22 protein-coding genes are annotated in these 22658 nt (G+C 69.7%); 10 read left to right on the top strand and 12 right to left on the bottom strand.

Translation table 11 applies throughout. From position 1 onward, the window contains the following. Position 1 precedes the first annotated feature (1 nt). The 3 genes from ACZ7SW_RS20310 to ACZ7SW_RS20300 all read left to right on the top strand — a co-directional run bounded on the left by ACZ7SW_RS20310 (position 2) and on the right by ACZ7SW_RS20300 (position 2499). Complete coding sequence (locus tag ACZ7SW_RS20310) at positions 2-637, top strand: TetR/AcrR family transcriptional regulator (RefSeq protein WP_470231967.1); 636 nt, start codon at positions 2-4, stop codon at positions 635-637. A gap of 262 nt (positions 638-899) precedes the next feature. Beyond that, a complete protein-coding gene (locus tag ACZ7SW_RS20305; protein ID WP_470231966.1) occupies positions 900-1445 on the top strand; it encodes a hypothetical protein in 546 nt (181 codons plus the stop codon). A 73-nt stretch (positions 1446-1518) separates the two neighbouring features. Continuing rightward, positions 1519-2499 (top strand): TolB family protein, encoded by a 981-nt coding sequence (locus ACZ7SW_RS20300; protein WP_470231965.1) that lies wholly within the window; start codon positions 1519-1521, stop codon positions 2497-2499. On the opposite strand, the gene ACZ7SW_RS20295 is transcribed toward ACZ7SW_RS20300, so the two are convergent. Both ACZ7SW_RS20295 and ACZ7SW_RS20290 read right to left on the bottom strand, forming a co-directional pair. Continuing rightward, a complete protein-coding gene (locus tag ACZ7SW_RS20295; protein ID WP_470231964.1) occupies positions 2489-2644 on the bottom strand; it encodes a hypothetical protein in 156 nt (51 codons plus the stop codon). The genes ACZ7SW_RS20300 and ACZ7SW_RS20295 overlap by 11 nt on opposite strands. Positions 2645-2895: 251 nt before the next feature. Beyond that, a complete protein-coding gene (locus tag ACZ7SW_RS20290) occupies positions 2896-3318 on the bottom strand; it encodes a MarR family winged helix-turn-helix transcriptional regulator (RefSeq protein WP_470231963.1) in 423 nt (140 codons plus the stop codon). Positions 3319-3343: 25 nt separating this feature from the next. On the opposite strand from ACZ7SW_RS20290, the gene ACZ7SW_RS20285 reads away from it, so the two are divergent. Next, the gene (locus ACZ7SW_RS20285; RefSeq protein ID WP_470231962.1) at positions 3344-3607 is read left to right on the top strand and encodes a hypothetical protein; all 264 of its coding nucleotides are present in this window, start codon (positions 3344-3346) and stop codon (positions 3605-3607) included. 463 nt (positions 3608-4070) lie between these two features. Here the strand turns inward: ACZ7SW_RS20285 and ACZ7SW_RS20280 are convergent, their stop codons facing one another. From ACZ7SW_RS20280 to ACZ7SW_RS20265, 4 genes are all read right to left on the bottom strand, one after another. Next, on the bottom strand, positions 4071-5387 hold the full coding sequence (locus ACZ7SW_RS20280) for an amidase family protein (RefSeq protein WP_470231961.1): 1317 nt from the start codon (positions 5385-5387) through the stop codon (positions 4071-4073). Positions 5388-5455: 68 nt separating this feature from the next. Continuing rightward, on the bottom strand, positions 5456-6046 hold the full coding sequence (locus ACZ7SW_RS20275; RefSeq protein WP_470231960.1) for a helix-turn-helix transcriptional regulator: 591 nt from the start codon (positions 6044-6046) through the stop codon (positions 5456-5458). A gap of 351 nt (positions 6047-6397) precedes the next feature. Continuing rightward, on the bottom strand, positions 6398-6721 hold the full coding sequence (locus ACZ7SW_RS20270; protein ID WP_470231959.1) for a 2Fe-2S iron-sulfur cluster-binding protein: 324 nt from the start codon (positions 6719-6721) through the stop codon (positions 6398-6400). Positions 6722-6739: 18 nt separating this feature from the next. Then, the gene (locus tag ACZ7SW_RS20265; RefSeq protein ID WP_470231958.1) at positions 6740-7930 is read right to left on the bottom strand and encodes a cytochrome P450; all 1191 of its coding nucleotides are present in this window, start codon (positions 7928-7930) and stop codon (positions 6740-6742) included. Positions 7931-8019: 89 nt separating this feature from the next. Here ACZ7SW_RS20265 and ACZ7SW_RS20260 point away from each other — a divergent pair, with 89 nt between their 5' ends. Continuing rightward, the gene (locus ACZ7SW_RS20260) at positions 8020-8940 is read left to right on the top strand and encodes a LysR family transcriptional regulator (protein WP_470231957.1); all 921 of its coding nucleotides are present in this window, start codon (positions 8020-8022) and stop codon (positions 8938-8940) included. A gap of 343 nt (positions 8941-9283) precedes the next feature. Here the strand turns inward: ACZ7SW_RS20260 and ACZ7SW_RS20255 are convergent, their stop codons facing one another. Further along, complete coding sequence (locus ACZ7SW_RS20255; RefSeq protein WP_470231956.1) at positions 9284-10276, bottom strand: AraC family transcriptional regulator; 993 nt, start codon at positions 10274-10276, stop codon at positions 9284-9286. Positions 10277-10400: 124 nt separating this feature from the next. On the opposite strand from ACZ7SW_RS20255, the gene ACZ7SW_RS20250 reads away from it, so the two are divergent. Then, a complete protein-coding gene (locus ACZ7SW_RS20250) occupies positions 10401-11249 on the top strand; it encodes an NmrA family NAD(P)-binding protein (protein WP_470231955.1) in 849 nt (282 codons plus the stop codon). On the opposite strand, the gene ACZ7SW_RS20245 is transcribed toward ACZ7SW_RS20250, so the two are convergent. Continuing rightward, positions 11250-11522, bottom strand: a complete 273-nt coding sequence (locus ACZ7SW_RS20245; protein ID WP_470231954.1) for a hypothetical protein — start codon at positions 11520-11522, stop codon at positions 11250-11252. Between the two features lie 225 nt (positions 11523-11747). On the opposite strand from ACZ7SW_RS20245, the gene ACZ7SW_RS20240 reads away from it, so the two are divergent. Then, positions 11748-13925, top strand: coding sequence for an MGH1-like glycoside hydrolase domain-containing protein (locus ACZ7SW_RS20240; RefSeq protein WP_470231953.1), 2178 nt, complete (start codon positions 11748-11750; stop codon positions 13923-13925). A gap of 223 nt (positions 13926-14148) precedes the next feature. Here ACZ7SW_RS20240 and ACZ7SW_RS20235 read toward each other — a convergent pair whose 3' ends face one another. Further along, positions 14149-14316, bottom strand: a complete 168-nt coding sequence (locus ACZ7SW_RS20235) for a hypothetical protein (RefSeq protein ID WP_470231952.1) — start codon at positions 14314-14316, stop codon at positions 14149-14151. Between the two features lie 324 nt (positions 14317-14640). Here ACZ7SW_RS20235 and ACZ7SW_RS20230 point away from each other — a divergent pair, with 324 nt between their 5' ends. Then, on the top strand, positions 14641-15609 hold the full coding sequence (locus ACZ7SW_RS20230; RefSeq protein ID WP_470231951.1) for a magnesium transporter CorA family protein: 969 nt from the start codon (positions 14641-14643) through the stop codon (positions 15607-15609). A 541-nt stretch (positions 15610-16150) separates the two neighbouring features. Here ACZ7SW_RS20230 and ACZ7SW_RS20225 read toward each other — a convergent pair. After that, positions 16151-17578, bottom strand: a complete 1428-nt coding sequence (locus ACZ7SW_RS20225; protein WP_470231950.1) for an MFS transporter — start codon at positions 17576-17578, stop codon at positions 16151-16153. Positions 17579-17681: 103 nt separating this feature from the next. On the opposite strand from ACZ7SW_RS20225, the gene ACZ7SW_RS20220 reads away from it, so the two are divergent. Both ACZ7SW_RS20220 and ACZ7SW_RS20215 read left to right on the top strand, forming a co-directional pair. Then, positions 17682-18779: an Lrp/AsnC family transcriptional regulator gene (locus ACZ7SW_RS20220; RefSeq protein ID WP_470231949.1), complete on the top strand. Its 1098-nt coding sequence runs from the start codon at positions 17682-17684 to the stop codon at positions 18777-18779. Between the two features lie 125 nt (positions 18780-18904). Further along, positions 18905-20356: an amidase gene (locus ACZ7SW_RS20215; protein ID WP_470231948.1), complete on the top strand. Its 1452-nt coding sequence runs from the start codon at positions 18905-18907 to the stop codon at positions 20354-20356. 127 nt (positions 20357-20483) lie between these two features. Here the strand turns inward: ACZ7SW_RS20215 and ACZ7SW_RS20210 are convergent, their stop codons facing one another. Beyond that, positions 20484-20648 carry a hypothetical protein gene (locus ACZ7SW_RS20210; RefSeq protein WP_470231947.1) on the bottom strand — a complete coding sequence of 55 codons (165 nt, stop codon included), beginning with the start codon at positions 20646-20648 and terminating at the stop codon, positions 20484-20486. 173 nt (positions 20649-20821) lie between these two features. Further along, positions 20822-21979, bottom strand: coding sequence for a N(5)-(carboxyethyl)ornithine synthase (locus ACZ7SW_RS20205; RefSeq protein WP_470231946.1), 1158 nt, complete (start codon positions 21977-21979; stop codon positions 20822-20824). Positions 21980-22658: the final 679 nt, after the last annotated feature.

Genomic DNA, 22658 nt, shown 5'->3' with positions numbered 1-22658 from the left:
CGTGGCCGACACCCGACAACGCCTGATCGACGGCACGATCGAGACGATCCGCACGCACGGGCTCATCGGCACCACGGCGCGGAGCATCGCGGCCACCGCCGGGATCAACCAGGCGCTGGTCTTCTACCACTTCGGCACCGTCCACGACCTGCTCCAGGCCGCGTGCCTCGCCGCGACCCAGGCCCGGGTGACACCGTTTGCCGAACGTCTCGGCCAGGTCACCGACCTGCGGCAGCTTCTCGCGCTCGGCCGCGGCCTGCATGCCGAGGAACGCGCCCAGGGCAACGTCACGGTGCTCGCCCAGATGCTCGCCGGCGCCCAGGCCGACCCCAAGCTCGCCGAAGCCACCGCGACGGCCCTGCAGCTGTGGATCACCCCGATCGAGAGTGCCCTGACCAGGTTGCTGGCCGGCTCCCCGGTATCCGAGGTGATCGACATCGCGGGCCTCGCACGCGCGGTGAGCGCCGGGTTCGTCGGACTGGAGCTCTACGAAGGCGTCGACCCGGACGGGACCCAGGCAGCCCTGGACGCACTCGACCGGCTGGCCGTGCTGATCGAGGTGGTCGACGACCTCGGACCGATCGCACTCCGCGCACTGCGCGGAAAACTCCGCAGAACAACCAAGAAAGTGCGGTAGTACGAACGCCGCTCCGCTCACCTGAGATCTCCGCTCCCGCCGCCGACAGCGCGGGTTCGGCCGCACTGCGCAATGCCTGAGCTGCAACGAAGGACGCGAGCGCAAGACTGGCGCGGACCAGCACCGGCGGGGTGTGCGCACAGCCGCGCCCCGAGCCGGCCGACCTGGCCGCATCCGACGTCAGACACGGCCAGCGAGGCCTCTGCGGGCCGCTTTTTGTTGCTATCCGGCGCAAAGACCGGGCTTCCGAATGCGTGCTGGCGTGGCTGTGCTGCCGAGCGGTTCGTGCGTCGAAGGGCGGCAGTCCGAGATACCGGACGTAGTACGCGTCACGGACCGCCCGCAGGTTGGCCTTTCCGACGCCGCATTGCTGGGCGATCGCGACACCAGTCGGCGGGGAGGCATCGTCAGCGCGGACTCGGACCTGGAGCAGCTCGGCCCGACGGGCTTCCAGGATCTCGCCGAAATCCCGGTCCAGATCAACCGGACCATCGCGTACGCCTCGAATGTCTCAGCGGTCGCTGCCCTCACCGGCTCGCTCACGCGTTCCTCCTGGCCTCGGCTAGCGGATCGTCACCCAGAACGGGTTCTTCTCGATCGCCCGGTTCCGGTTGCAGAACTGATTCAACGCGACGCCGCCCTCCCAGTTTTGCTTCGAGATCGCGTGCCGGGTGCGGCGCAAGAGGCCGCAGGTCACCGTTTTGCGGTAGTTCCGGCCCCTGCGCTCGATCTCGGGTATGCGGGAGCGTGGACGCCGGCCGTCACGCGCCGGGTTGCACGCCGTGCGCCGGGGCGGCTGCGCCAGTAACGCCCGGTCGTGACCGACGCGGTTCTGGACCGACAGGCCGCCACGTGCGGGCACAGAAGGAGAACCCGCTCCCATGACGCCTTTCAGGCCAGTCCGGAAAACCCCGGAAACAGTAGCGAGACCCCGGGCTCGCGCACCCCGCCGCCTGGCGGTGCTGGCGGCGTGCGGCGTGCTCGCCGCCGCGGTGTCGGCCGGGCCCGCGCAGGCGGCGCTGCCCGGCGGCAACGGCAAGATCTTCTTCACCCAGTCCGGCGCCATTCTCTCGATCAACCCGGACGGCACCGGGATCGCCACCGTCGTCAGCGGCCAGGACTCCTTCGTCCCGCGTGTGTCCGCGGACGGCACCAAGGTCGCGTTCGAGAGGCGCGTCGGCCCCGACGTCCAAGTCCTCACCATGAACCCGGACGGCACCGAGATCACCCAGATCACGTCCGGAGCCTACGCCGACGGCCAGTCGCTGACCTGGTCCCCGGACGGCTCCAAACTCGCCTGCAGCGACCGCGGCAGGCTGACGGTCATGAACGCCGACGGCACCGACCCGGTCACCTTAGGCGTGGGCGGCCTCGAGGCCGCCTGGTCCCCGGACGGCGCCAGGATCGCCTACAGCTCCTCCGACGGACTGATCTCCACCGTCACGCCCGACAGCACCGGGAACACCCCTCTGGTGAGCGTCCCCGGCCACACCCTGCACCACCCGCGCTGGTCCCCGGACGGCAAGCAGATCGCCTTCTGGGCATTCACCTTCTCGGCATTCAACCCCGATCCCCAAGGCGCCCACGTCTACACCGCGAACGCCGACGGCACCAACCCCGCCAACATCTCCGGCGCCAACAACAACGACGTCTTCCCCGCCTGGTCCCCCGACAGCGCCCTGCTCCTGTTCATGGTCGACACCCAAGGACTGCTGGTGATGAACGCCGACGGCACCAACCGGACCCAGATCTACGCCAGCACCACCGGCATCCCTCCCAGCCCGGGCGACTGGGCCGCCGTCCCCGAGCCGACAACCTTCACCCCCAACAGCCCGCGCGGCCTCAGCACGCCTAGCGCTTGACGCGGGCGCGGATCGCCAGCGCGAGCAGCACCGGGCCGAGCGCGCGGCCGACCAGCACAGTCCCAGTGCCCGCGGACGTCAGCTTCTGGTCCGCGGCTGAATCCGTCGTCGACCAGGCTGATCGCCTGAGCGTCGAATACCCCACCGCACCGGCCTGTCGCCGCTTGCCCGTACTTCAGGCCGAAGCGGTACTGGATGCCCTTGTCGTTCCGCCCGGTGGACTTGATTCCGTTGACCCGGCGTTCGACCCGGGTCATACGGATCGCGACGTCGCCGTACAGCGTGGCCGCATCACCGGACTAGACCACCGGATTCTCAGCACGGCTTCCTGCTCTCATCGGGGATCGACGTGCGCCCTCGGGCGCAGCGGCGCATTTCCGGGGCGGACAGGCAGTTTCAAGCATCGGGGGGTTGGTGGTCCGCAGCAGCGGGTGCGCCGATGAGGTTCTGCACGACTTGGTCGAAGTCCAGCGCGAAGGTGTGGATTCGGTCAGGCGACCAGTCCGGGAGAGCACTCAGCACGAGATCGTCGAGGCGCGCGCGCAGCGTCTGGACGCAGCGTTCGCCCGCCGGCGTCAACTGGAGCACGGTGGCTCGCAGGTCCTGGGGGCTGGGTTGCCTGGTCAGCAGCCCGGCCTCCTGCAACCGGGTCGCGTAGCGGGTGGTCACGGTGCGATCGAGGCCGATCTGGTCGGCGAGTTCGCTGGCGGAGGACGAGCCGGCCCGGGCGAGCCCGGAAAGTACCGGGTAGGTCCACCGATCGACTCCGGCGTGGCCCTCGAGAAGCGTGTCGTAGAGGTGCATCCGGTTCGCGCGCACGGTGCACGCTTATTGAGGAGGAACCATGCCCGAGCCGATTCGCCCCGAAGACGTGCTGCCCGACGGCGTCGACCGCACCGCCCTCGGCGGCCTCGAGGTCCGCAAAGGCGCCGTCGCGGCGTTCGTGGCCAACGTGAAGCAACTCGAGCAGGCCGAGCCGGGAGGAACCGACCACGAGCAGATCGTCGACCAGCTCAAGCAGCTGGTCCCGACCTTGCGGGCGGTGGGCGTGCTGGACGTCTTCCAGCCTCGTTCGGCGGCGGTGGCCCAGCTCATCGACGCGGTCTAGGCGTTCTCGCATCCCGCGGCGGCCATCTCGGCGGGGCGTCCGTTGCGGGATGAGGAGAACCGCGGAGACCACGTCATGCGCTGCCAGGTCCGGACCAGAACACCCCGGCCCTTCGCCGCCGCCTGCGACGCGTTCGCCTACACCGAAAACCTCGCCTATCCCGCCGCGCCTGTCGAAATCCCGCCTAAGCAGAACCCGTCATGTCCGCCGCGCAACTCAACGCCGAGATTGGGGTAGCCGCAGATGCGGGAGTCGGGCCGTTGTTTGGCGAGAACGCCCACTGCTGCCCGCCGACCATCCGGCCGCGCGACGAGATCCGCCCGCCACGGCGGCCTCGTGCTGCGCCTTCCACACGGCCCACGACCTGGCAACAGCGCTGCCCGCGGCACAGCAGCAGACGCGGCGAGCACGGCTGCGCATCAGCAGGTCCGCACGGATCCAGGCTGACGTCGCTCTCGCCCGGTCAACCGGCCCGGTCGGCGGTGTTCGACAGCGTCTCCGCCATGCGTTCGGCGAGACGCAGTGTCCGGCGGTCGTCGAACCGTGCTCCTTGGATCGTCAGCCCGACCGGAAGACCTCTCGCGGGGACGGCCAGCGGGAAGGTGACCATGGGCGCCCCGAGCATCGCGCCTGGCGTCGTGTTCCGGGTGTAGAGCTCGAAAGCGTCGACGCGGTCGCCCAGATGCTCCACAGTCCCGTCGCAGTCGACGGGCGGAGCTGGAGCGGGCGTAGTGGGAAACGCGAGCGCGCTGAGCGCGTGCCTGCGCAGCAATTCCGCGTAGCACGCTCTCGCTTGCTCGGTTCGCCGCTGGGCGATCGCGTACTCGTCGGGCGACACCGGGGACGATGCCTCCGCTTCCAGGATCTGCCGGACATCAGGACTGCGCACGTCAGCGACCAGCCGAGCGAACGCTTGCTCGGGGTTCATGCCCAGGGCGCGGGCGGCGACGTCTCCGAGCAGCCGGCGGGCTTCCCAGCAAACGATCGGCATCGCTGCCGCGTGGCTCAGCTCCCAGATCTCCGTGAGCTTCACCGGCACCAGCTCGACGGTATCCGCGAGCGCGTCCAAGGCCGGCTCGACCGCCGCTCGCGTACTGGGGTGCAGCTCGCGGAACAGTTCGGCGGGCACCCCGATCCGGGGCCGCGGAAGGTCCTGATCCGCTGTTCCGCCGAGCATCGTCAGGTCGATCTCGGCGAGGCGCCGCACCGATCGCGCGAAGATCCCGGGGGCGTCTCGCGTCCACGACAGGCCGACGATGCCCGCGGTCGGCCAGCGTCCAGTGCTGGGGCGGAATCCCGCGACCCCGCACAGGCTGGCCGGGATCGAGATCGAGCCCCCGGTGTCCGTGCCCAGCGCGACCTCGGCGTGGCCGCGCGCGACGATCGCGGCGCTGCCGCCCGAGGACCCCCCTGCCAGATAACCCGGGCGGCCGGGCAGGCGCACCGCTCCGTAGGAGGTGTTTTGAGAAGTGATCCCGAAGGCGAGTTCGTGCATGTTCGCCATGCCCACGACCACCGCGCCGGAGCGGCGCAGCAGTGCGACGACCGGGGCGTCGGCCTCCTCCGGCGCGATGTCCAAGAGCTCGCATCCCGCGGATCGGCGCAGTCCGCGCACCGCGATGTTCGCTTTCACCGCGAGCGGATACGGCTTCCCGCCCGCGAACGGCAACTGGGCCGCGATTTCGTCGGCAGTACAGGTTTGCGTCCACTCTCCTGGTTCCGGTCGTTCGACCGCGTCCAAGACAGTGGGGTGGGCGACACCCGCCGGGGTAAGCGGCATCCGGGGCTCCTTTGCAGCGAATGGGGCTTATCCGGGAGTCTCGGCATGCCGCGCGGTCTCCGCCATCGTCATTTCTGACGATGGCGGAGGTGGTGCGCCGCCAGGGCCGCGCGATTGGGGGCACCGGTCTTGGCGAACGCGTTGCTGAGGTGGGTCCGCAAAGTCGGCGGCGCGATGCCGAGGGCCGCGGCGATCTGCTTGTCGCTGTACCCGTCCGCGACCAGCTCCGCGACCTCGGTTTCGCGCCGGGACAGCGGTTTCTGACCGGATGGCGCCTCCCGGGGCCAGGTCCGGGCGACCAGATCCCCGAAAGACCGGAAAACCCGCGCGTCCGCCTCGGTGAACGCGCGGTCTCCGCGTCCCCGCCACACCCGCAGGTCCACCGAACCGGGGCCGGCGCTCGGCGGGAAGTAGTTCATGCCGTGGTACATGCCGCCGCGATGCAGGAAATCGCGGACGAACTCGGCGGACACCCCGGCGGCCGGAGTGACCCGCGAAGCGCTCCCCCGCGCGAAAAGCCTCGGGGTCAGGTCGTCAACGTGCCGAAAATGCCGGTGGTAGGCGCGAAGCGCGTCGTCGCCCAGGTCGAGCTGGACCGGATCGGCGTACGGCCCGGACGCATCGCAGACAAAGGAGGCGAAGACGTCCGCCTTCAGCATGCGACGCAGGACATCGCCCAGAAGAAGGCGCTTCGCCTTCACCGGCGAGTCAGAGAGGACAACATCGATCGCTTCGCATGTCAGTGCGTACTCCTGGCCCATACTGCCTCGCTTCGGTGCGAAGTAGCGAGCGCGACGCTGGCTCAGCTCCGTCGGCTCCCTGCTCGCACGAAAGTGTAAGGGCCGATGTTCCGCAGACCCTGCAGAACCTGGTCAACGAGGTCCTCGATCACCACCGAGCGCGTCGGTCTCGACGTCGAGGTGGAGCTGCGGCTCTACGACCGCATCCTCGCGATCTGCCGCGACAACGGCTCCTCCCCGGGGCGATCCGGCACGCGCGCGACCCGGGATTCAGAGCTGGGTGTCAGGCACGTCCACCTCGACTTCTTCCAAAGCGCCGCCCAGTTTCAGCTGGCAGCCGAGGCGGCTGCGCCGCTCGTCGCGGGTCGCCGCGGTGCACGCGAGCATTTCGTCCTCGTCTTCGGAGAGAGGCGGCACGACGGCCAGGTAGGGCTCGCGGACGTAGACATGGCAGGTCGCGCACATCGCCTGGCCGCCGCATTCGCCGACGATCCCGTCGACTCCGTTTTCCACGGCGGCGCGCATGACGGTGCTGCCGGCCGCCGCCACGACAGTGCTGACGGCCCCGTCGTGGTGGAAGGTGACCTTGGGCATTCGGTTCTCCTCGAGGATTCAGTCCCAGTGCACGGGCAGGGAGAGCACGCCGCGGAAGACCCAGCCGCCTGCCGTCGCGGGCCGGGCCGGATCGGGCCGCAGCCCGGGGAAATCGGCGAACAGCCGCGGCAGTGCGACGCTGACCACCGACGAGCGGGCGACCCACGCACCGGCGCAGAAATGGTTGCCGCCGCCGAAGGCGAGGTGGGGTTTGCGCGGCCGGTCGATGTCGTAGACCGCCGGATCGCCGAACACCGCGGGATCCCGGTTGGCCGCGCCGATCACGACGCCGAGCCGCGCGCCCCGGGGCACCGCGAGCCCGGCCAGTTCGGTGTCCCGCGTCGTCTGCCGGGGATACATGCCGATCGGCGCGACCCAGCGGAGGGATTCCTCGAAGGCTTCCCGCCATCGTTGCCCGGCGAGCACCGCCGCCAGCTGCGCGGGATGGGTCAGCAGCGCCCACGCCGCGGTCGCGAGCGCGTCGCGCGGTTCGTTGACCCCGCCGCCGATCGTCATTTTCACGTTGGCGCGCAACGCATCCGACGGCATTCCGGAGGCGGCGAGCACGGACAGCAGGCTGCCGTCGGGTTCGGCGCGCAGGATCGGCAGCAGTTCGTCGACCGCCTCGTCGACCTCGCGAGACGAGCGTTCCGCGGCGGCCCACACCCGCGGGTCGTCGGCGTAGTTCCCGGTGCCGTCGATGAGTGTCTGCGACCACCGCTGCAGATCCCGCTGAGCGGCATTGCGGAACCCGAGGACGGCGCGCAAATTGTCGGCGGCATACGGTGCGGCGAACTCGGCGACCAGATCGGCACCCGGGCCTGCGGCGCGCAACCGCTCCGCGTACGTGCGGTAGTTGTGCTCGAAGACCGCTTCCCACTGCTGCTTGACCGCCTTCGGCCGCAACACCCCGCCGTACGCTTTCCGCTCGGCATCGTGCTCGGGATCGTCCTTGCGCAGCATGCTGTGGCCCATCGAGCGCTTCATCAACGACTGCGCTTCGTCGGCGGAAAACCGCTCCTGGTCGAGTTCGACGGTGTGGCAGGCTTCGTGGCCGACCACCAGATAGCGATCCAGCGCCGGAACCCAGTGGATCGGAGACTGGGCCAGGAGCCGCTCGTAGGCCGGGTAAGGGTCGGCGTACAAGGCGGGGATCTCCACCCAGTCCGCGGTCGGGATCTCGCGCGCCGCTGTCGTGTCGATTGTCATCGTCGACCTCCTCGCTCCCAGCGTGAGCCACGCCACCACGACAGGTAAAGTTCAATTAACCTGCGAACAACCACAGCTGAGGTTTGGTTATGGCTGGCTACACCCTCCGCCAGCTCGAGTACTTCGCGGCGGTGGCGGAGGCGAAGTCGATCTCGGCGGCCGCCGCGGTGCTGCACGTGACTCCGACCGCGGTGGCTTCGGCGCTCACCGAATTGGAACGCGTGCTGCGCACCCAGCTGGTGGTCCGCCGCAAGGCGCACGGCATCACGCTGACACCGACCGGGCAGTACCTGCGAGAGCGCATCGCCGGCCTGCTGCGCGACGCCGACGAACTCGAACGGGCGGCCGCGGGCGGAGGCCGCGAACTCGCCGGGCCGCTGGCGCTCGGGTGCTACTCCACGGTGGCGCCGACGGTGGCCCCCATCCTGATGGAGTGGGTGCGCGACCAGCACCCGCGCGTCGACCTGTCGGTGGTCACCGGCAACCAGGCCGAACTGCCGCAGCGGCTGCTGGCCGGCGGGCTCGACCTGGCCGTCGGCTACGACATGGCGCTGCCGGACGGACTGGATTCCGTCCGGCTGTACAGCGCCCCGCCCTATGCCCTGCTGCCCGCCGCGCACCGGCTGGCCGGCCGAGGCACGGTGCGGCTGGCCGAACTGGCGGACGAGCCGATGATCATGCTGGACTTCCCGCCCGCGGCCCAGCACACCCGCGAACTGTTCGAACGGGCCGGGGTCGAGCCTCGCGTCGCGCACCGGACCGCCGATTTCGAGCTGACCCGCTCCCTCGTCGCGCGCGGGTTCGGCTATTCGGTGCTGATCCAGCGCCCCACGGTGAACCGGTCGTACGAGGACCTGCCGCTCGCACTGTGCGACCTCGAACCCGCGGACCCAGCCGCGAACGTGGCGATGATGTGGCCCCGCGAGGTCCGCTTGACCGACCGGGCCGCCGCCCTCGTCGATTTCGCCGCCCGCAACGCCGACCGGCTGGACCCGCGCCGCCGCGCCTGAAACCGCGATCCGACGGGCAGTGTCCACAATGGAGGGTCTCGGCCCGTATGACTCGGCGGCGCGGCAATTCCGCTGCTGAGGGAATCCGACGCCGAGTGGGCTTACCCGTTTTCGGCCGCAGAGATCGCGGCGGCCGGGCTGAGGCTGGGCCGCCTCACGGATGGCCGCGTGCAGCTCCTCATCGAAGCAGGACGTCCGGCGCGAGCAGCGCGCACGTGCCCGCCCCGCAGCACCTGTCCGGGGCCACGGAGCTCAAGGGAGTTCCGCTCCCGGACGTAATCGGGTGAGTGGCACCAGGTGCGCGCCGGGGACCGTACGGCTGCGGCAATCAACCGACTACGAGTCATCGCCGCGTATCAACAACGCCCTCAGAGCTGTGCATCGCGCGATAACGACCGGGAGCGTGACCGACCACCCGCTTGAAAGCGCGGGCGAACGCGAATTCCGAGTCGTAACCGACCTTCCGCGCGATCTGACGCAGAGGAGCTTGGCCCTCGCGCAGCAGGCGGGCGGCCACGGTCATCCGCCACATCCCGAGGTACTCCATGGGAGTGTGACCTGTCGTCGAAGTGAATCGGCGGCTGAACCGGGCACGCGGGACGCCGACAGCGTGCGCGAGTGCCTCCACGGTCCAGGGTCTGCCGGGGTCGTCGTGCAAGAGCGCGAGCGCGGGGCCCACCGCGGGGTCGTGGAGCGCGTGGGCCCACCCGACCAGCTGGTCGGGCTGGCCGAGAAACCAGGACCTCAGGGTGTAGGTGAACAGCAGGTCGAGCAGCGAGGCCACCACGGCGGGCGTACCGCGGCCGGAGTGGTCGACCTCGGTGGCGAGCAACTGGACGGCGGCGGCGAGGCTGGCGCCGCGCATCTGGTCCGCCGGGACGTGCACGACGTCGGGCAAGGAGGCGGTGAACGGGTGCTGCGGCGCCGGTTCGAGCAGGTACGCCCCGCAGACCAGGACGGTCTCGGGACCGTCGCCCTCGATGACGAGGTCGGAGGCCGACAGCTCCTCCAGGTCGGCGCCGAACAGCTCTCGGACGGTGGGAGCCGGCCTGCCTGGAGTGTCGGCGACGACGTGCCCGGCGCCGGACGGCAGCAACGCGACATCCCCCGGGGCGAGACGCAGAGCCTGCCCGTCGTCGGGGACGAGCACGCAGGAACCGGCGATCACGACGTAGATCGTCGCGATCGATCGCGACTCGAACGCGATGCCCCAGGGGGCGCTCAGCAGCGCCCGGCCGTAGACAACGGCGCCGCTCCGCAAGGCGGCGACGACCTGGCCCACGACGTCGGCCACATGGTCGCGCTCACGACCGGCCGCTTTCGCCGTCACCGCCACGCCCGATTCGCACCGGCTCGGCGCCGATCGGACATGAACCTGTCGAGAGCTGTCATGGCGCGCGTCGATAACCCATTCCTACGGTGATGTTGCTACCGATTCGACCCTACCTTGCGAGGAACGCGTGCCGACCACAGTTCTTGTTCTCGGCGGGACCGGCCGCACCGGACGCCGTGTGGTGTCCTTGCTGGCCAAGCGGGGACACACGGTCCGGGCGGCAAGCCGAATCCCGGGGAGACCGGAGGGTTCGGTGACGCCGGTCCGCTTCGACTGGAGCGACCCGAGGACCTACCCGCCCGCGTTGGAAGGCGTGGACGCGATCTACCAGTGGTTGCCGATCTGCCCCGACCCCACGAGAGAGGTCGCGGCGCTGCTGAACGACGCCAGGACCGCCGGGGTTCGCCGGGTGGTCCACTTGTCCAACACGACGGCGCAACTGTCCGGCGAGGGCTTCCCGAGGCACGGAGTCGAGCGATTCCTCGAAACGGGGCCGGTGCCCGCGACGATTCTGCGCCCCAACGTCTTCGCGGAGAACTTCTCCGAACACCCCTCGATCCTGCAGAGCATCCGCAGCGGTGTCGTCACGGTTCCGGCGGGCGACGGCAGGGTGGCGCCGATCTCCGTCGAGGACATCGCCGCCGCGGCCGCGGTCGCCCTGACCCAGGACGGGCATCAGCACAAGACCTACTCCCTGACCGGCCCCGATTCGCTGCCCTTTTCGGACATGGCCGCGATCGTGGGCGACGCCGCGGGAAAGCCGGTGCGGTACCAGGCGATGGACCCGGCCGAGTTCCGCGAAGCCATGCTCGGAGGGGGCACGCCTGGGCATGTCGCCGACTTCTACGCCGCCATGTACGAAGGCATCCGCAACGACTGGGCCGCCGACGTGACGGACCACGTCCAGCGAATCACCGGCCGTCCGCCGATCTCCTTCGCCGACTACGCCCGCGCCGCGGCAGCCATGTGGCGCTGATCAGGCGGCCTTGGCGGCGAACGCCTCGCGGATCGCGGCCGTCAGGTTGCAGGGTCCCGGCCGGGCACGTGCCAGGTCAGCGTCACTGGAGACAGCCGCGGGAATTTCGCACAGTTGCGGGGAAAACGTCGATCCGGAAATGAGGCTGCGTGCTCGGATCCGCCACACCGCAGCCCATAATGTCACTGACGTGAAATGCTTCGGCACGACCGCGTCAATTTTCCCGGAAACGATTTGCGCTGGGGCGACGTCCGCCCGGACCAGCGTCACCATCGGCTTGCTCGACGGCTGGTCTTGACCGGAAGACGGCCTGGCACCGGATCCACCCGTTCGGCCGGACCAAGCCGCGGAAACAGCCGAACTGACCAAGATCGCGTCCCGCCCGGGTGTGGTGGCAGGCAGGCGATATCGTCCCCCTGGATGTGGAGAAGCGGGGACCGGAGCCGTTGCGGGCTGCTGGCGGGCCCGCTGCCGAGTCCCTCGCTCAGGAAGGTGTTCATGTTCCGTTCGCGCACAGCTCTCGCGGCGATCACCGTCGGCGCCGCTCTCCTGCTCCCGCCGCCCGCGGTCGCGGCCGGGTCCTCCGGGGAAGAAGCCGCGTCGTCCTACGCGGACGTGCTCGACTTGCAGGGCGTGCCCACGTCGGCGCTGCCCGGCTCGGCCGGCGGCGATGTCAGCGACATCAACGTATTCGCCGACCGCGGCGCGTGGCACGCCTACGCGCTGCCCAAGGTCGGCGACACCGCGTCCTACGGTGCGTTCACCGGGCCGCTGTACCTCGCGCAGGAGTACCCGTGGTGGCTGAGCGCCGGTTTCAGCCGGCTGAACCTCAGCGAAGCCGGGCACCCGATCAACCTCGCCGACGCTCGCGACCCGGCCTTCAACTCCCTGCCCGGCGCGCTAAGGCAGAGCTTCGAGGTCGACGGTCTGCGCGTCGTCATGGAACTGCGCTACGCCAGCAACCGCACCGCACTGGTCCAGGCCACCGTGGAGAACACCGGGTACCGGCCGCGGGCGGTCGGCGCGGGCTGGAGCGGCACGCTGCTGCGGCCGGACGCCGGACCCCAGCACGACGCTCCCCGCCTCTCCGCGACCAAGGACGGGGTCGCGGTCGGCTTCGCCAAGGTGCGCGAAACCAACGACTACCTGACCGACGGCACCGAACGGTTCCAGGTCGCCCACGCCGACCCGGTGACCACCACGGTCACCGGCGACACGTACACCACCACCCGCGACGCACCCCTGCTGCTCGGCCCGCACGGCCGGCGAACGCTGACCTGGACCGAGTCCTACACCTTCACTCCCGCCGAGGCCGCTGCCGACGCGTCGGCGGCGAGGCATGCGTTGACTCAGCCGTGGCGCACCGTCGCCGAGGACGACGCTCGCTGGCACGGCTACGTCGCGGCGGCGACTCGCGGGGTGCCGCCGAACCGGCGGCGGCTGGCGGTGAAGTCGGCCGAAACGCTGATCACCAACTGGCGCAGTGCGGCGGGCGCGTTGAAGCACGACGGCATCACGCCCGCGATCTCCAACAAGTGGTTCAACGGCCTGTGGGCGTGGGACACCTGGAAGCAGGCGGTCGGCACCGCGGTGTTCGATCCGGCACTGGCGGAATCCCAGATCCGCTCGATGTTCGACTACCAGGTGACCGCGGCGTCGACGACCCGGCCGCAGGACGCCGGGATGATCCCGGACGCCGTCTTCTACAACGACCCCGCCCACGGCGGCGGCAACTGGAACGAGCGCAACTCGAAGCCGCCTCTCGCCTCCTGGGCGGTCTGGTCGGTCTACCAGCGCGACGGCGATCTCGGGTTCCTGCGCGAGATGTACCCGAAGCTGGCCGCCTACCACGCCTGGTGGTACCGCGACCGCGATCACGACCACAACGGCCTCGCCGAGTACGGCGCCACCGTCGATCCGGCCAACGCGACCGCCGAAGACAAGCGTCTGGCGGCGGCATGGGAAAGCGGAATGGACAACGCACCGCGCTTCGACGCGAAGCTCGGCACCACCGTCGTCGACAACACCTCACCGTCCGGACAGGTCATCGGCTCGTCGCTCGCCCAGGAATCGGTGGATCTCAACTCCTACCTGGCGATGGACAAGAAAACCCTCGCGCTGATCGCCGACCGGCTCGGCGACCGCCGGGCCGCCCAGTCCTACCGCGCCTCGGCGGCCAGCGTCGCGGCCACCGTCCAGCGCACCATGTTCGACCCGGCCACCGGCTGGTTCTACGACACGGAACTGGGCACCGGCCGGCGGCTGACCGCACGCGGCAAGGGAATCGAAGGCGCCATCCCCCTGTGGGCCGGCGTCGCCACCCCCGGCCAGGCCGCAGCCGCGCGGAAGAACCTCCTGTCCCCCACCGACTTCGACACCCGCATGCCGTTCCCGACCACCTCGGCCAGTTCGCCGTACTACCAGCCGACCGGCTACTGGCGCGGCGCGGTCTGGCTGGACCACGCGTACTTCGCGTTGACGGGCTTGCAGCGCTACGGATACGGCACCGACTCGGCGGCACTGGCCGACCAGCTGCGCTCGAACGCGGCCGGCATGTCGGGCAACGGGCCGTTGATGGAGAACTACAACCCCACCACCGGCGCGCCGATGAACTCACGCGGCTTCAGCTGGTCGGCGGCGATGCTGCTGGCACTGGATCACCCGCAGCGAGGCTGACGTCCGGCACTGTCAGTCGCCGGGGGCGACCGCCGAAACACGCCCCGCCAGGTGCGCGGGATGCAGTTCCGTCCACTTCGGACATCGAACTGCATCCCGCGGCGGCGGGGAATCTTCGCACTCAACGAAAACACCAGCGCGGCAACGACGACGACCGGTTCCCCTCAAGTCCCTCCCTGATCGACCGCACTTCGCATACCGCAGGACAGGACCCGGTCGCGGATCAGCTTTTGCCGCGCCCCAACGCTTCGCGCCTCACGAAGCCGATCACCCCGGTGGCGACGAACAGGACCGCGCCGATGACCAGCAGCCAGAACAATCCCTTCACCGCGATCCCGACCACGATGCACGCCACCCAGATCACCAACAGCAAACCCAGCAATGCCAGCATGACCTTCTCCACTGCTCGTCGCTGGCCGCCTCACCAACGGATTCCCGTCGCCCGCCCCTTCTGCCGGAATCCTTTCCTCACCGGACCTCGCCGGACCGGACATCCGGGGAATCCCCCGCCGCCGTTGCTCCGAAACCTCGTTTTCGCCAACCGCGCCCCGCGGTTCTCAGCGTCCTCACAGCGGTTCTCGTAGAGGTTGCGCCGGTGGCCCGTTCGCCGCGAACGGGGTAGGTTCTGCGATGTGCCTGGAGACGTAATGATTGCCGCGAATTCTTCCCGTGCCGACGCCGACAACCCGGCGTTCTCCTTCTGAGTGGGCGCGTCATGTCACGCACGCGGGTATATCGCGACGGAGTGCTCGCGGCCGAAGGGATCCCGGTCGCGGAAGTGTCGGACTACCTCGCCGACCCCCACACGACTGTGTGGCTGGACTTCTGCGCTCCGACCGAGGCGGACCTGGCAGCCATCAGCGAAGAACTCGGTCTGCACCCCCTCGCGGTCGAGGACGCGGTGCACGAACACCAACGCGCGAAGCTCGACCGGTACGACTCCCATTCGTTCCTGACCGCCTATTCGGCCGCGCTCGGCACCGACGGGACGCTGCTCGTGTCGGAGCTCGCGGCCTTCATCACCGACCAGGCCCTGGTCACCGTCCGCAAGGACGAGAACTTCCCGATCGACGCGGTCGTCGCCCGCTGGGACTCCGCGGCGGACCTGGCCAAAAACGGCGTCGGGTTCCTGCTGCACGGGCTGCTCGACCACATCGTCGACGGTCATTTCGAGGTCGTGCAATCGCTCGACGAGCAGATCGAGACGCTCGAAGACCTCGTGTTCGACGAACGTCCGCGCTACGCCGACATGCAGCGGCGGTCCTTCGCTCTGCGCAAGAGCCTCGTGCGGATCCGGCGCGTCGTGCTTCCGATGCGCGAGGTCGTCAACACGGTCATGCGACGCGACATGCACCTCGTCGACGCCGAACTGCAGCCCTACTTCCAGGACATCTACGACCACGTGCTCCGCGCCTCGGAATGGACGGAGTCGCTGCGCGACCTGGTGACGACGATCCGGGAGACGCAGCTCAACATCCAGGGCAACCGCCTCAACACGATCATGAAGAAAGTCACCAGCTGGGCGGCCATCATCGCCATCCCGACCGCCGTCACCGGCTTCTACGGACAGAATGTCCCCTACCCGGGTTTCCAGAGCACCGCCGGATTCTGGACCTCCACGCTGGTCATCGTCATTCTGTCCGTCGGCCTGTACCTGTCCTTCAAGAAACGGGACTGGCTGTAGCAGGGGCAACGCGCCGACCGCATTCCCTGCCGCGCGCCGACGGCGAGTCTTGCCGCGGCGGTCGACGAGACGGGCCCGGTCGTCGAGGGGGGGGTGGAGCGACCGGGCCCGCGTGGGAGAACATACCCGGGTATACCGCGAGATATGCTCTGAGGCCGAAAGATCCGGTCAAACGGACTGCCGTCGCGGGCTCGCTCGCGACGGCAAAGCCGACGCCGAATTCGCTCCCGGGCGGGAATGGTCATCAACCTCCGCGCGGATGTGGTGGCCAGCAGACCTCTGGAAAAATGCGAAGCAGCATTCTTTGTCCGTTGTCCGCGAACGTCGGATTTATCCCGTTCCATTCGGTATGGGCGCTCGGTATTCCGCTGTGGGCCGACGAGAACAAGTTCCACGACTGGTACGCCGTCGGCGGCGGCCCCTACCTGTCCTGGCTGGCCGCGGACACTGGCCTTCGTCTACGGAATCCCGCAGTTCTTGGTCTGGGGAATCGGCCTTCTCGTCGCCGCGCGTTCCTACCGCGGCCGGACGATACCGCGCGTCATTCCGAGCGGCGGGCGCAGGCCGCAGCAGCAGCGGCGGCCAAACAGAGCAATGCGGTGCAAATCCACAGGGTGCGGTAGGCCGCAACGCTGGGCGTGCTGTGGTCGGCGAGGGTAAAGGAGCTGAGGACAGAGGCGGTGAGGGCGCCCGCGGCTGTGCCGCCCAGGGTGCGGAAGTTGTTGTATACCGCGGTCGTGACCCCGGTGCGGGTGGGATGCACCGCCTCGGCCACCACCACCGGCATGGTGCCGAGAGCCACACCTCCGGCCAGCCCGCCGATCGCCTGGCTGACGAAGAAGTACCACAACGAACTGTGGGCGAAGGCGATCAGCGCGTAGCAGAGGCCGATCACGGCGAAGGCGGTCGTCACCGCCCATCGGTAGCCGTGCAGCAGCCGAGCAGCTTGCTTCGTGAGCAGCGAGCCGACCACCGCCAGCACCACCGAGGGAAGCGTGACGGCTGAGATGCCCAGCGCGTCCAGCTTGAATCCGTAGCCGGTGAGCCGGGGATCGGCCGCCAGGAAGGTGGTGCCCGCGGCCTGGTTGCCGAAGTAGGACACCCCGAAAATGAAGGTGCAGATCAACATGGGGAAGATTTCCCGGCCGAACGTCTCTTTGAGATCGACCAGGGGATGCTCGGCGCGGCGCTCCAGGCCCACCCATCCGGCGAGCAGCAGTGCGCCGAGCGCCAGCGGGACGAGGACCGCGATCGAGCCCCAGGCGTGGTTTTCCGCGACGGAGACCCCGTACAGCAGCAGGACCACTCCGAGGGCGAGCACCACCGCCCCGGGCCAGTCCACCTTTCCCCGCGCCCGGTGTTCGGATTCAGGCAGCCTGCGGGAGAAGGACAGCGGCACGCAGAGCACCGCGAGGATCCCCGGGACCAGCAGCGCCAGATGCACCGACCCGAGGGGCCGGGCCAGGGCGCCGACCAGGATCGCGCCCATCGCGATGCCCGCGGCGAGCACCCCGGCCAGCCAGCCGATCGCGGTCCGCGCCCGGCCCGCCGGCAGCCGGTCCCGGTACAAAGCGATCACCAGGGTGCCGATCGCCGCCTCCGCTCCCTGCAAGACCCGTCCGGCCAGCAGCACCGGCATCGACGGGGCGAGCGCGACCACCACCGAGCCGAGCGCCACCACGGCGATCGCCACCCGCAGCAGGCGGCGGTGGCCGTGCAGGTCGCCGAGGCGGCCGAACACCGGGACGCTGACCGCGGCGGCCAGCAGCTCCGAGGACGTGATCCAGGTCAGATCGGCGGCGCTGAGGCGGAGTTCCCGGCCGATGGAAGGCAGCAGCGGGGAGATCGTGCCCTGAAGGATGCCGTTGACGAATTCGAAGACCAGGAGCAGCGCGACCACGGCGGTGGCGGAGGCGGACGGGCCTGCTCTGGAGTCCGAGCTCGGCGACGTGCGGGTGGCAGGGGACATCGGCGCTCCTCAGTACGCGGGCACTCCCGGCGGTCGTGGCGAGGTGTGGGCGATATGGTTCCGGTCACATCGCATACGCCAGTCAGATTGCCGGGAATCAACGATGCCGAGCCCTCGCACGCAGGAATCAGTCAGCTCGCTCGACGAGCTGGATCTGCGGCTGGTGACCGCGCTGCAGATCGCGCCGCGGGCGGGGTGGCAGGCGATCGGCGCGGCGCTGGGCGTGGACGCGACGACGGCCGCGCGCCGATGGCAGCGGCTGGCCGACGCCGGAGTGGCCTGGCTGTCCTGCTACCCCGCGCAGGTCGAAGGCCCGGGAATCCTGCTCGCGCTGATCGAGGTGGACTGCTCGGCGGGCCGGCTGACCGAGGTCGCGGCCGAGCTGGGCGGCGACTGCAACGTGCTGAGCATGGAACACGTCACCGGTGCCCGCGACCTGCTCGTCCAGGCCGTTTTCCGGGACCAGGCCGAGCTCTCCCGCTATCTCGGGTTCCGGCTGGGCCGGGTGGACGGGATCTCCGCGTCCCGCGTCCAGCTCTGCACGGCCGTGCACTCCGACGCGAGCCAGTGGCGTCTCGACCGGCTGGACGACGCCGGGATCGCGGAGCTCGAACGCCTCGCCGGCAGACCGCCCGGGCAGCGCCCCGCGCGCACCGTCCACCTCCGTGACCTCCCCATCGCCCGGGAGCTGGCCGAGGAACCCAGAAGCTCGCTGGCCCATCTCGCCGAGCGCACCGGGCTCAGCCCGGCGACCGTGCGCCGCAGGCTCGACGTGCTCACCGCTAACCGGGCGCTGATCTTCCGCGCCGAGGTCTCCCGGCACCTCTCCGGCTGGCCGGTCGGAGCGCACCTCTGGTGCTCCGCGCCGCCCGCCGAGACCACGCGGATCGCGGGGGCGCTGAGCCGGATGCGGGAGACGCGGATGTGCTTGGCGCTGTCCGGCCAGCACAACCTGCTGCTGGCGGTGTGGCTGCGTTCGGCCGGTGACCTGGCGGAACTGGAGGCACGCCTGGCCCGGCGCTTTCCCGAACTCGCCATCGCCGACCGGGCGGTGACGCTGTGGGCGATGAAGGGCGGCGGCGGCCGTCTCCTGGACCCCCGCGGGCGCAGCCTGCGGTCGATCCCGCTGTGGCTCTGGACCGACGAGCACGCCGCCGAGGAGGAGCGGGAGCTCGTCCAGCGCTTCCGGGGGAATCGCTGATTCGTGCGTCCACGACGGAGGTGTGAAGGATTCCTGCAATTCGGCCGGTGTGCCCCCCGTTCCGCCGATCATCAGGGAGCGCTGGCACAGCACGACCGCAGACCCGCTCCCGGAGGACTCCGCCCATGACCTCGCGTCCCGCAGACAGCAGCGACCTCGCGTACCTCAGCGCCACGGCGGCGCTGCGCCTGTTCACCACCCGTGAGCTGTCGCCGGTCGAGCTGATGCGGGCCGTCATCGACCGCGCCGAGCAGGCCGAGCCGGTCGTCAACGCCTTCACCGAGACCTTGTACGAGGAGGCGATGGCTCAGGCGAAGCAGGCCGAGCAGACTTACCTGGGCCGCGGCGACCGCGACCCGCGCCCGTTGGAAGGCATTCCGGTTGCGGTCAAAGAGAAACACGCCATCGCCGGGCGATCGCTCACCGAGGGCTCGCTGACCCGGGTGGGCACCGTCGCCGAGGAGAACGCCCCGGTCGTCGACCGGATCCTGGAGGCAGGCGGCATCATCCACGCGCGCACCGCCACCCCGGAATTCTCTCTCGCCGCTTTCACCCACTCGCGGCTGTGGGGCGTCACCCGCAATCCCTGGAATCCGCACTTCTCCCCCGGCGGCTCCTCGGGCGGGGCAGGCGCCGCGCTCGCGTCCGGCACCACCACTCTGGCCTCGGCCTCCGACATCGGCGGCTCCACCCGCATTCCGGCCGCCTACACGGGAACCGTAGGTTTCAAAGCCCCCTACGGACGCATCCCCGGCATGGGCCCGCTCGTCCAGGACCACTACCGCGGTGACGGCCCCATGGCCCGCACCGTCGACGACTGCCTCGCCTTCGCGAACGCCCTCATCGGCCCGGACCCCCGCGACCACACCTCGCTGCGCCCCAAACTGGAACTGCCCACCGCGCACGCCCCGATCACCGGGCTGCGGCTCGCGCTCTGCCTCGACCTCGGCGCCTACGAGGTGCATCCCGAAGTGGCCGCCAACACCCGGGCCGCCGCCCAGGCGCTGGCCGACGCGGGCGCCCGGGCCGAGGAGATCACCCTGCCCTGGACCAGGGAAGACATCCTCACCGCCAGCGCCGCGCACTTCTCCCAGATCTTCGGCATGGTGGTCACCGAGGCCGCCGCCGAGCACCGCGAGCAGCTTTCCGGCTACGCCCAGGACTTCGCCGACAAAATGGCCCTGGCCCGGCAGCACATCACCTACCTGACCGGACTGCGCGCCGAACACCGGATGCAACGCCAGCTCGCCGAGGCCATGACCTCCTTCGACGCGCTGCTGTGCCCCACCACGGCAGTGCCCGGCGTCCCGGCCGGGGACGACCTGACCGGCGAGCGGATCACCGTCCACGGCGAGGACGTCGGCGAGCCGATGTGGGCGGCCATGGCCCTGCCGTTCAACATCAACAACCGCTGCCCGGTGCTCAACGTCCCCAGCGGCACCTCCAGCTGGGGACTGCCCACCGGGCTCCAGATCGTCGGGCACACGTACGACGACCCCATGGTCTTCCGCATCGGCAAGGCGCTGGAACAATTGCGCCCCTGGGCTTACGACGCGGAACACCGGCCCGCGCTGTAGGCCGTACACGCACTGGCTGCCGATAATTCCCTGAGGTGCCAACGAAAAAGCGGTGAGTCCTGACCGTTCTCGTCGTGGCGAGTCACCGATTTACGGCGGAACGCGGTTTTCGACGCGTGTTCAAGCGTCAGAGCGACCTCCGGCCTTCCTCGCGTCGCCTGTCTTGAGAGCCGAAGTCGCCCGCTTCGCCGTCAGTCTCCTCGGACACCTCGTCCCGCAACTCTTGACGGTGCTCTTCCTGCTCCCGCCGGTCCTCGCGCAAGTCGTCGTTGTCTTTGTGATGGTGGCCCATGGGATTCCCTTGCTGTCGGCTGCGTCTCTATCGCGTCGACAGCACTTTATCCGGGCAGGCTTCTTCGTACAGTCCAGTGACACGCCCAGGCCACTCGTCAGGGTCATGTCCACAATATCCATTGTGGACAGCGACAAAGCGCCCGCTCATGCGCGGAGGGCTGGCGGTACTTCTCACGAGAGCGAGCGGCGGTACGGATAGTCCGGCGAGCGCTGCTGGAACGACAGGATCGCGGGGTTGCGGACGACGCCGTCCCGGATCTCGACGGCGCGCCGGACGGTTTCGTGCTCGTCCCATCCGGAGTGTCCGGAAAGGACGGACCGCAGGTGCGGGAGCAGGGCTTCGCTGATCTCCCAGGTCGCCGAGTTCCAGAGGTGGGACGGGCTGTGGTCGACGGCGTAGTAGGTGATGCCGTCGCCGACCGGGAAGGTCGGCTGGGCGAACGTCGTCGGCCGTGCCCAGCTGAAGCCCATGCCTTCGTCGCACGAGACGTCGACGACGAGGCTGCCGGGGGCGAACGCGGCGAGGTCGTCCTCGACGAGAAACGTCAGCGGCGCGCCGGTGTCCTGCAACACGCAGTTGACGACGATGTCGTGCTCGGCGAGGAATCCCGCGAGCGGCACCCGGCCGCGGCCGGTGAGGGCGTGGCTGCGGCGGAGGTCGCCCGGGTTGTTCGCGTCGTGCTCGACCTGCACCATGGTCGCGGAATGGATCGGCGAGCCGACCGCGCTGAGCCCCCGTGCGGTGAGGACGTCGACCTCGTGGATCCCGTGCGCGTTCAGCGCGGTCACCGAGCCGCGCGCCGTCGCGCCGAAACCGATCACCACGGCCCGCAGCCGACGGCCGTAGTCCCCGGTCAGCCCGATCAGCTGCAGTGCGTGCAGCACCGAGCAGTAACCGGCCAGCTCGTTGTTCTTGTGGAAGACGTGCAGGCCGAAGGACCCGTCGCTCCGCCAGTGGTTCATCGCCTCGAAGGCGATCACGGTCAGCCGCCGGTCGATGGCCAGTTGAGTCAGCTCGGCGTCCTGCACGCAGTGCGGCCAGCCCCACAGCACCTGACCGGGCCGCAGTTCGGCGACGTCCTCCGCGAGCGGTTTGGCCAGCAGGACGACGTCGCACTCGGCGATGAGCTGCTCGCGCGTGCGCAGGCCCGCGACCAAACCGGCCAGGCGCTCGTCGGGAACGCCGAACGGTTCGCCGTAGCCGTGTTCGAGGTGAATGGACCGCCGGAGATCCGCGTCGATCCGGTCGAGATGGTGCGGATGGATCGGCAACCGCCGTTCGTTCTCTTTCCGGGAACGCGCGATGACGCCGAGAGTGAGCTGGTGCACGAGGGCCCCTTTGCTAGAAGCAAGTTTTAGCACACCCGGGCTGCTGGCGGGTCCGCTGCGCGCTGGCCTCGCGCCGGGAAATCCAGCCTGATCCGGTCCGGAAACCGCGAGCACGAAAGGGTTTTCCGCGCAGTTTCCTCTTCGACGTCCGCCGCGAACGGGCGATGGAATGATCATGGCCGCGGACGCCGCATTCGCGGCCCGCTGCGACCTGCGGGACACCATGGTGCGGGACGGTCCGGAGAAGAACGCGAAATTGCCCGGCACGGACTGCCGGGAATCCCCGTCGGCGTTTCCAGCCGGGAAACCCTTGGCGGCGCGCCGGAAATCCTGGCGCGAGGATGAGTTCGCGTCCGGTCCGGGTGACGGGTGTGCCTTCTGCGGGGTCGTCTCGTCCGGCGGCGGTCAGCCCCTGGACCGGCCGGAAGGCGTCACCGGTGCCGGGTCGTCAGCGCGGCCGCTGAGGCAGAGAACCGGACGGCGCGCACGGGGTGCGGGCCCGCCTCGGGCGGACCGTAGGCGGCGGGGTGCGACTGGGGATGGCTGAAGTGCACCTGCGGGACCGGTGCCGCGGCGTGCCGGGAAGGTGCGGATGTGCGGAACAGAAGAACTCCTTGATGCTGGACCGGCGCCGATCATGGTGCCGGGGAAGAGAAAGACGACCGGTCGCGCCGTTTCG

It is taken from the genome of Amycolatopsis sp. NPDC114484 (genome assembly GCF_055633755.1).
The sequence above is the reverse complement of the archived record's forward strand: the minus strand, read 5'-3'. Positions and strand labels throughout refer to the sequence as shown.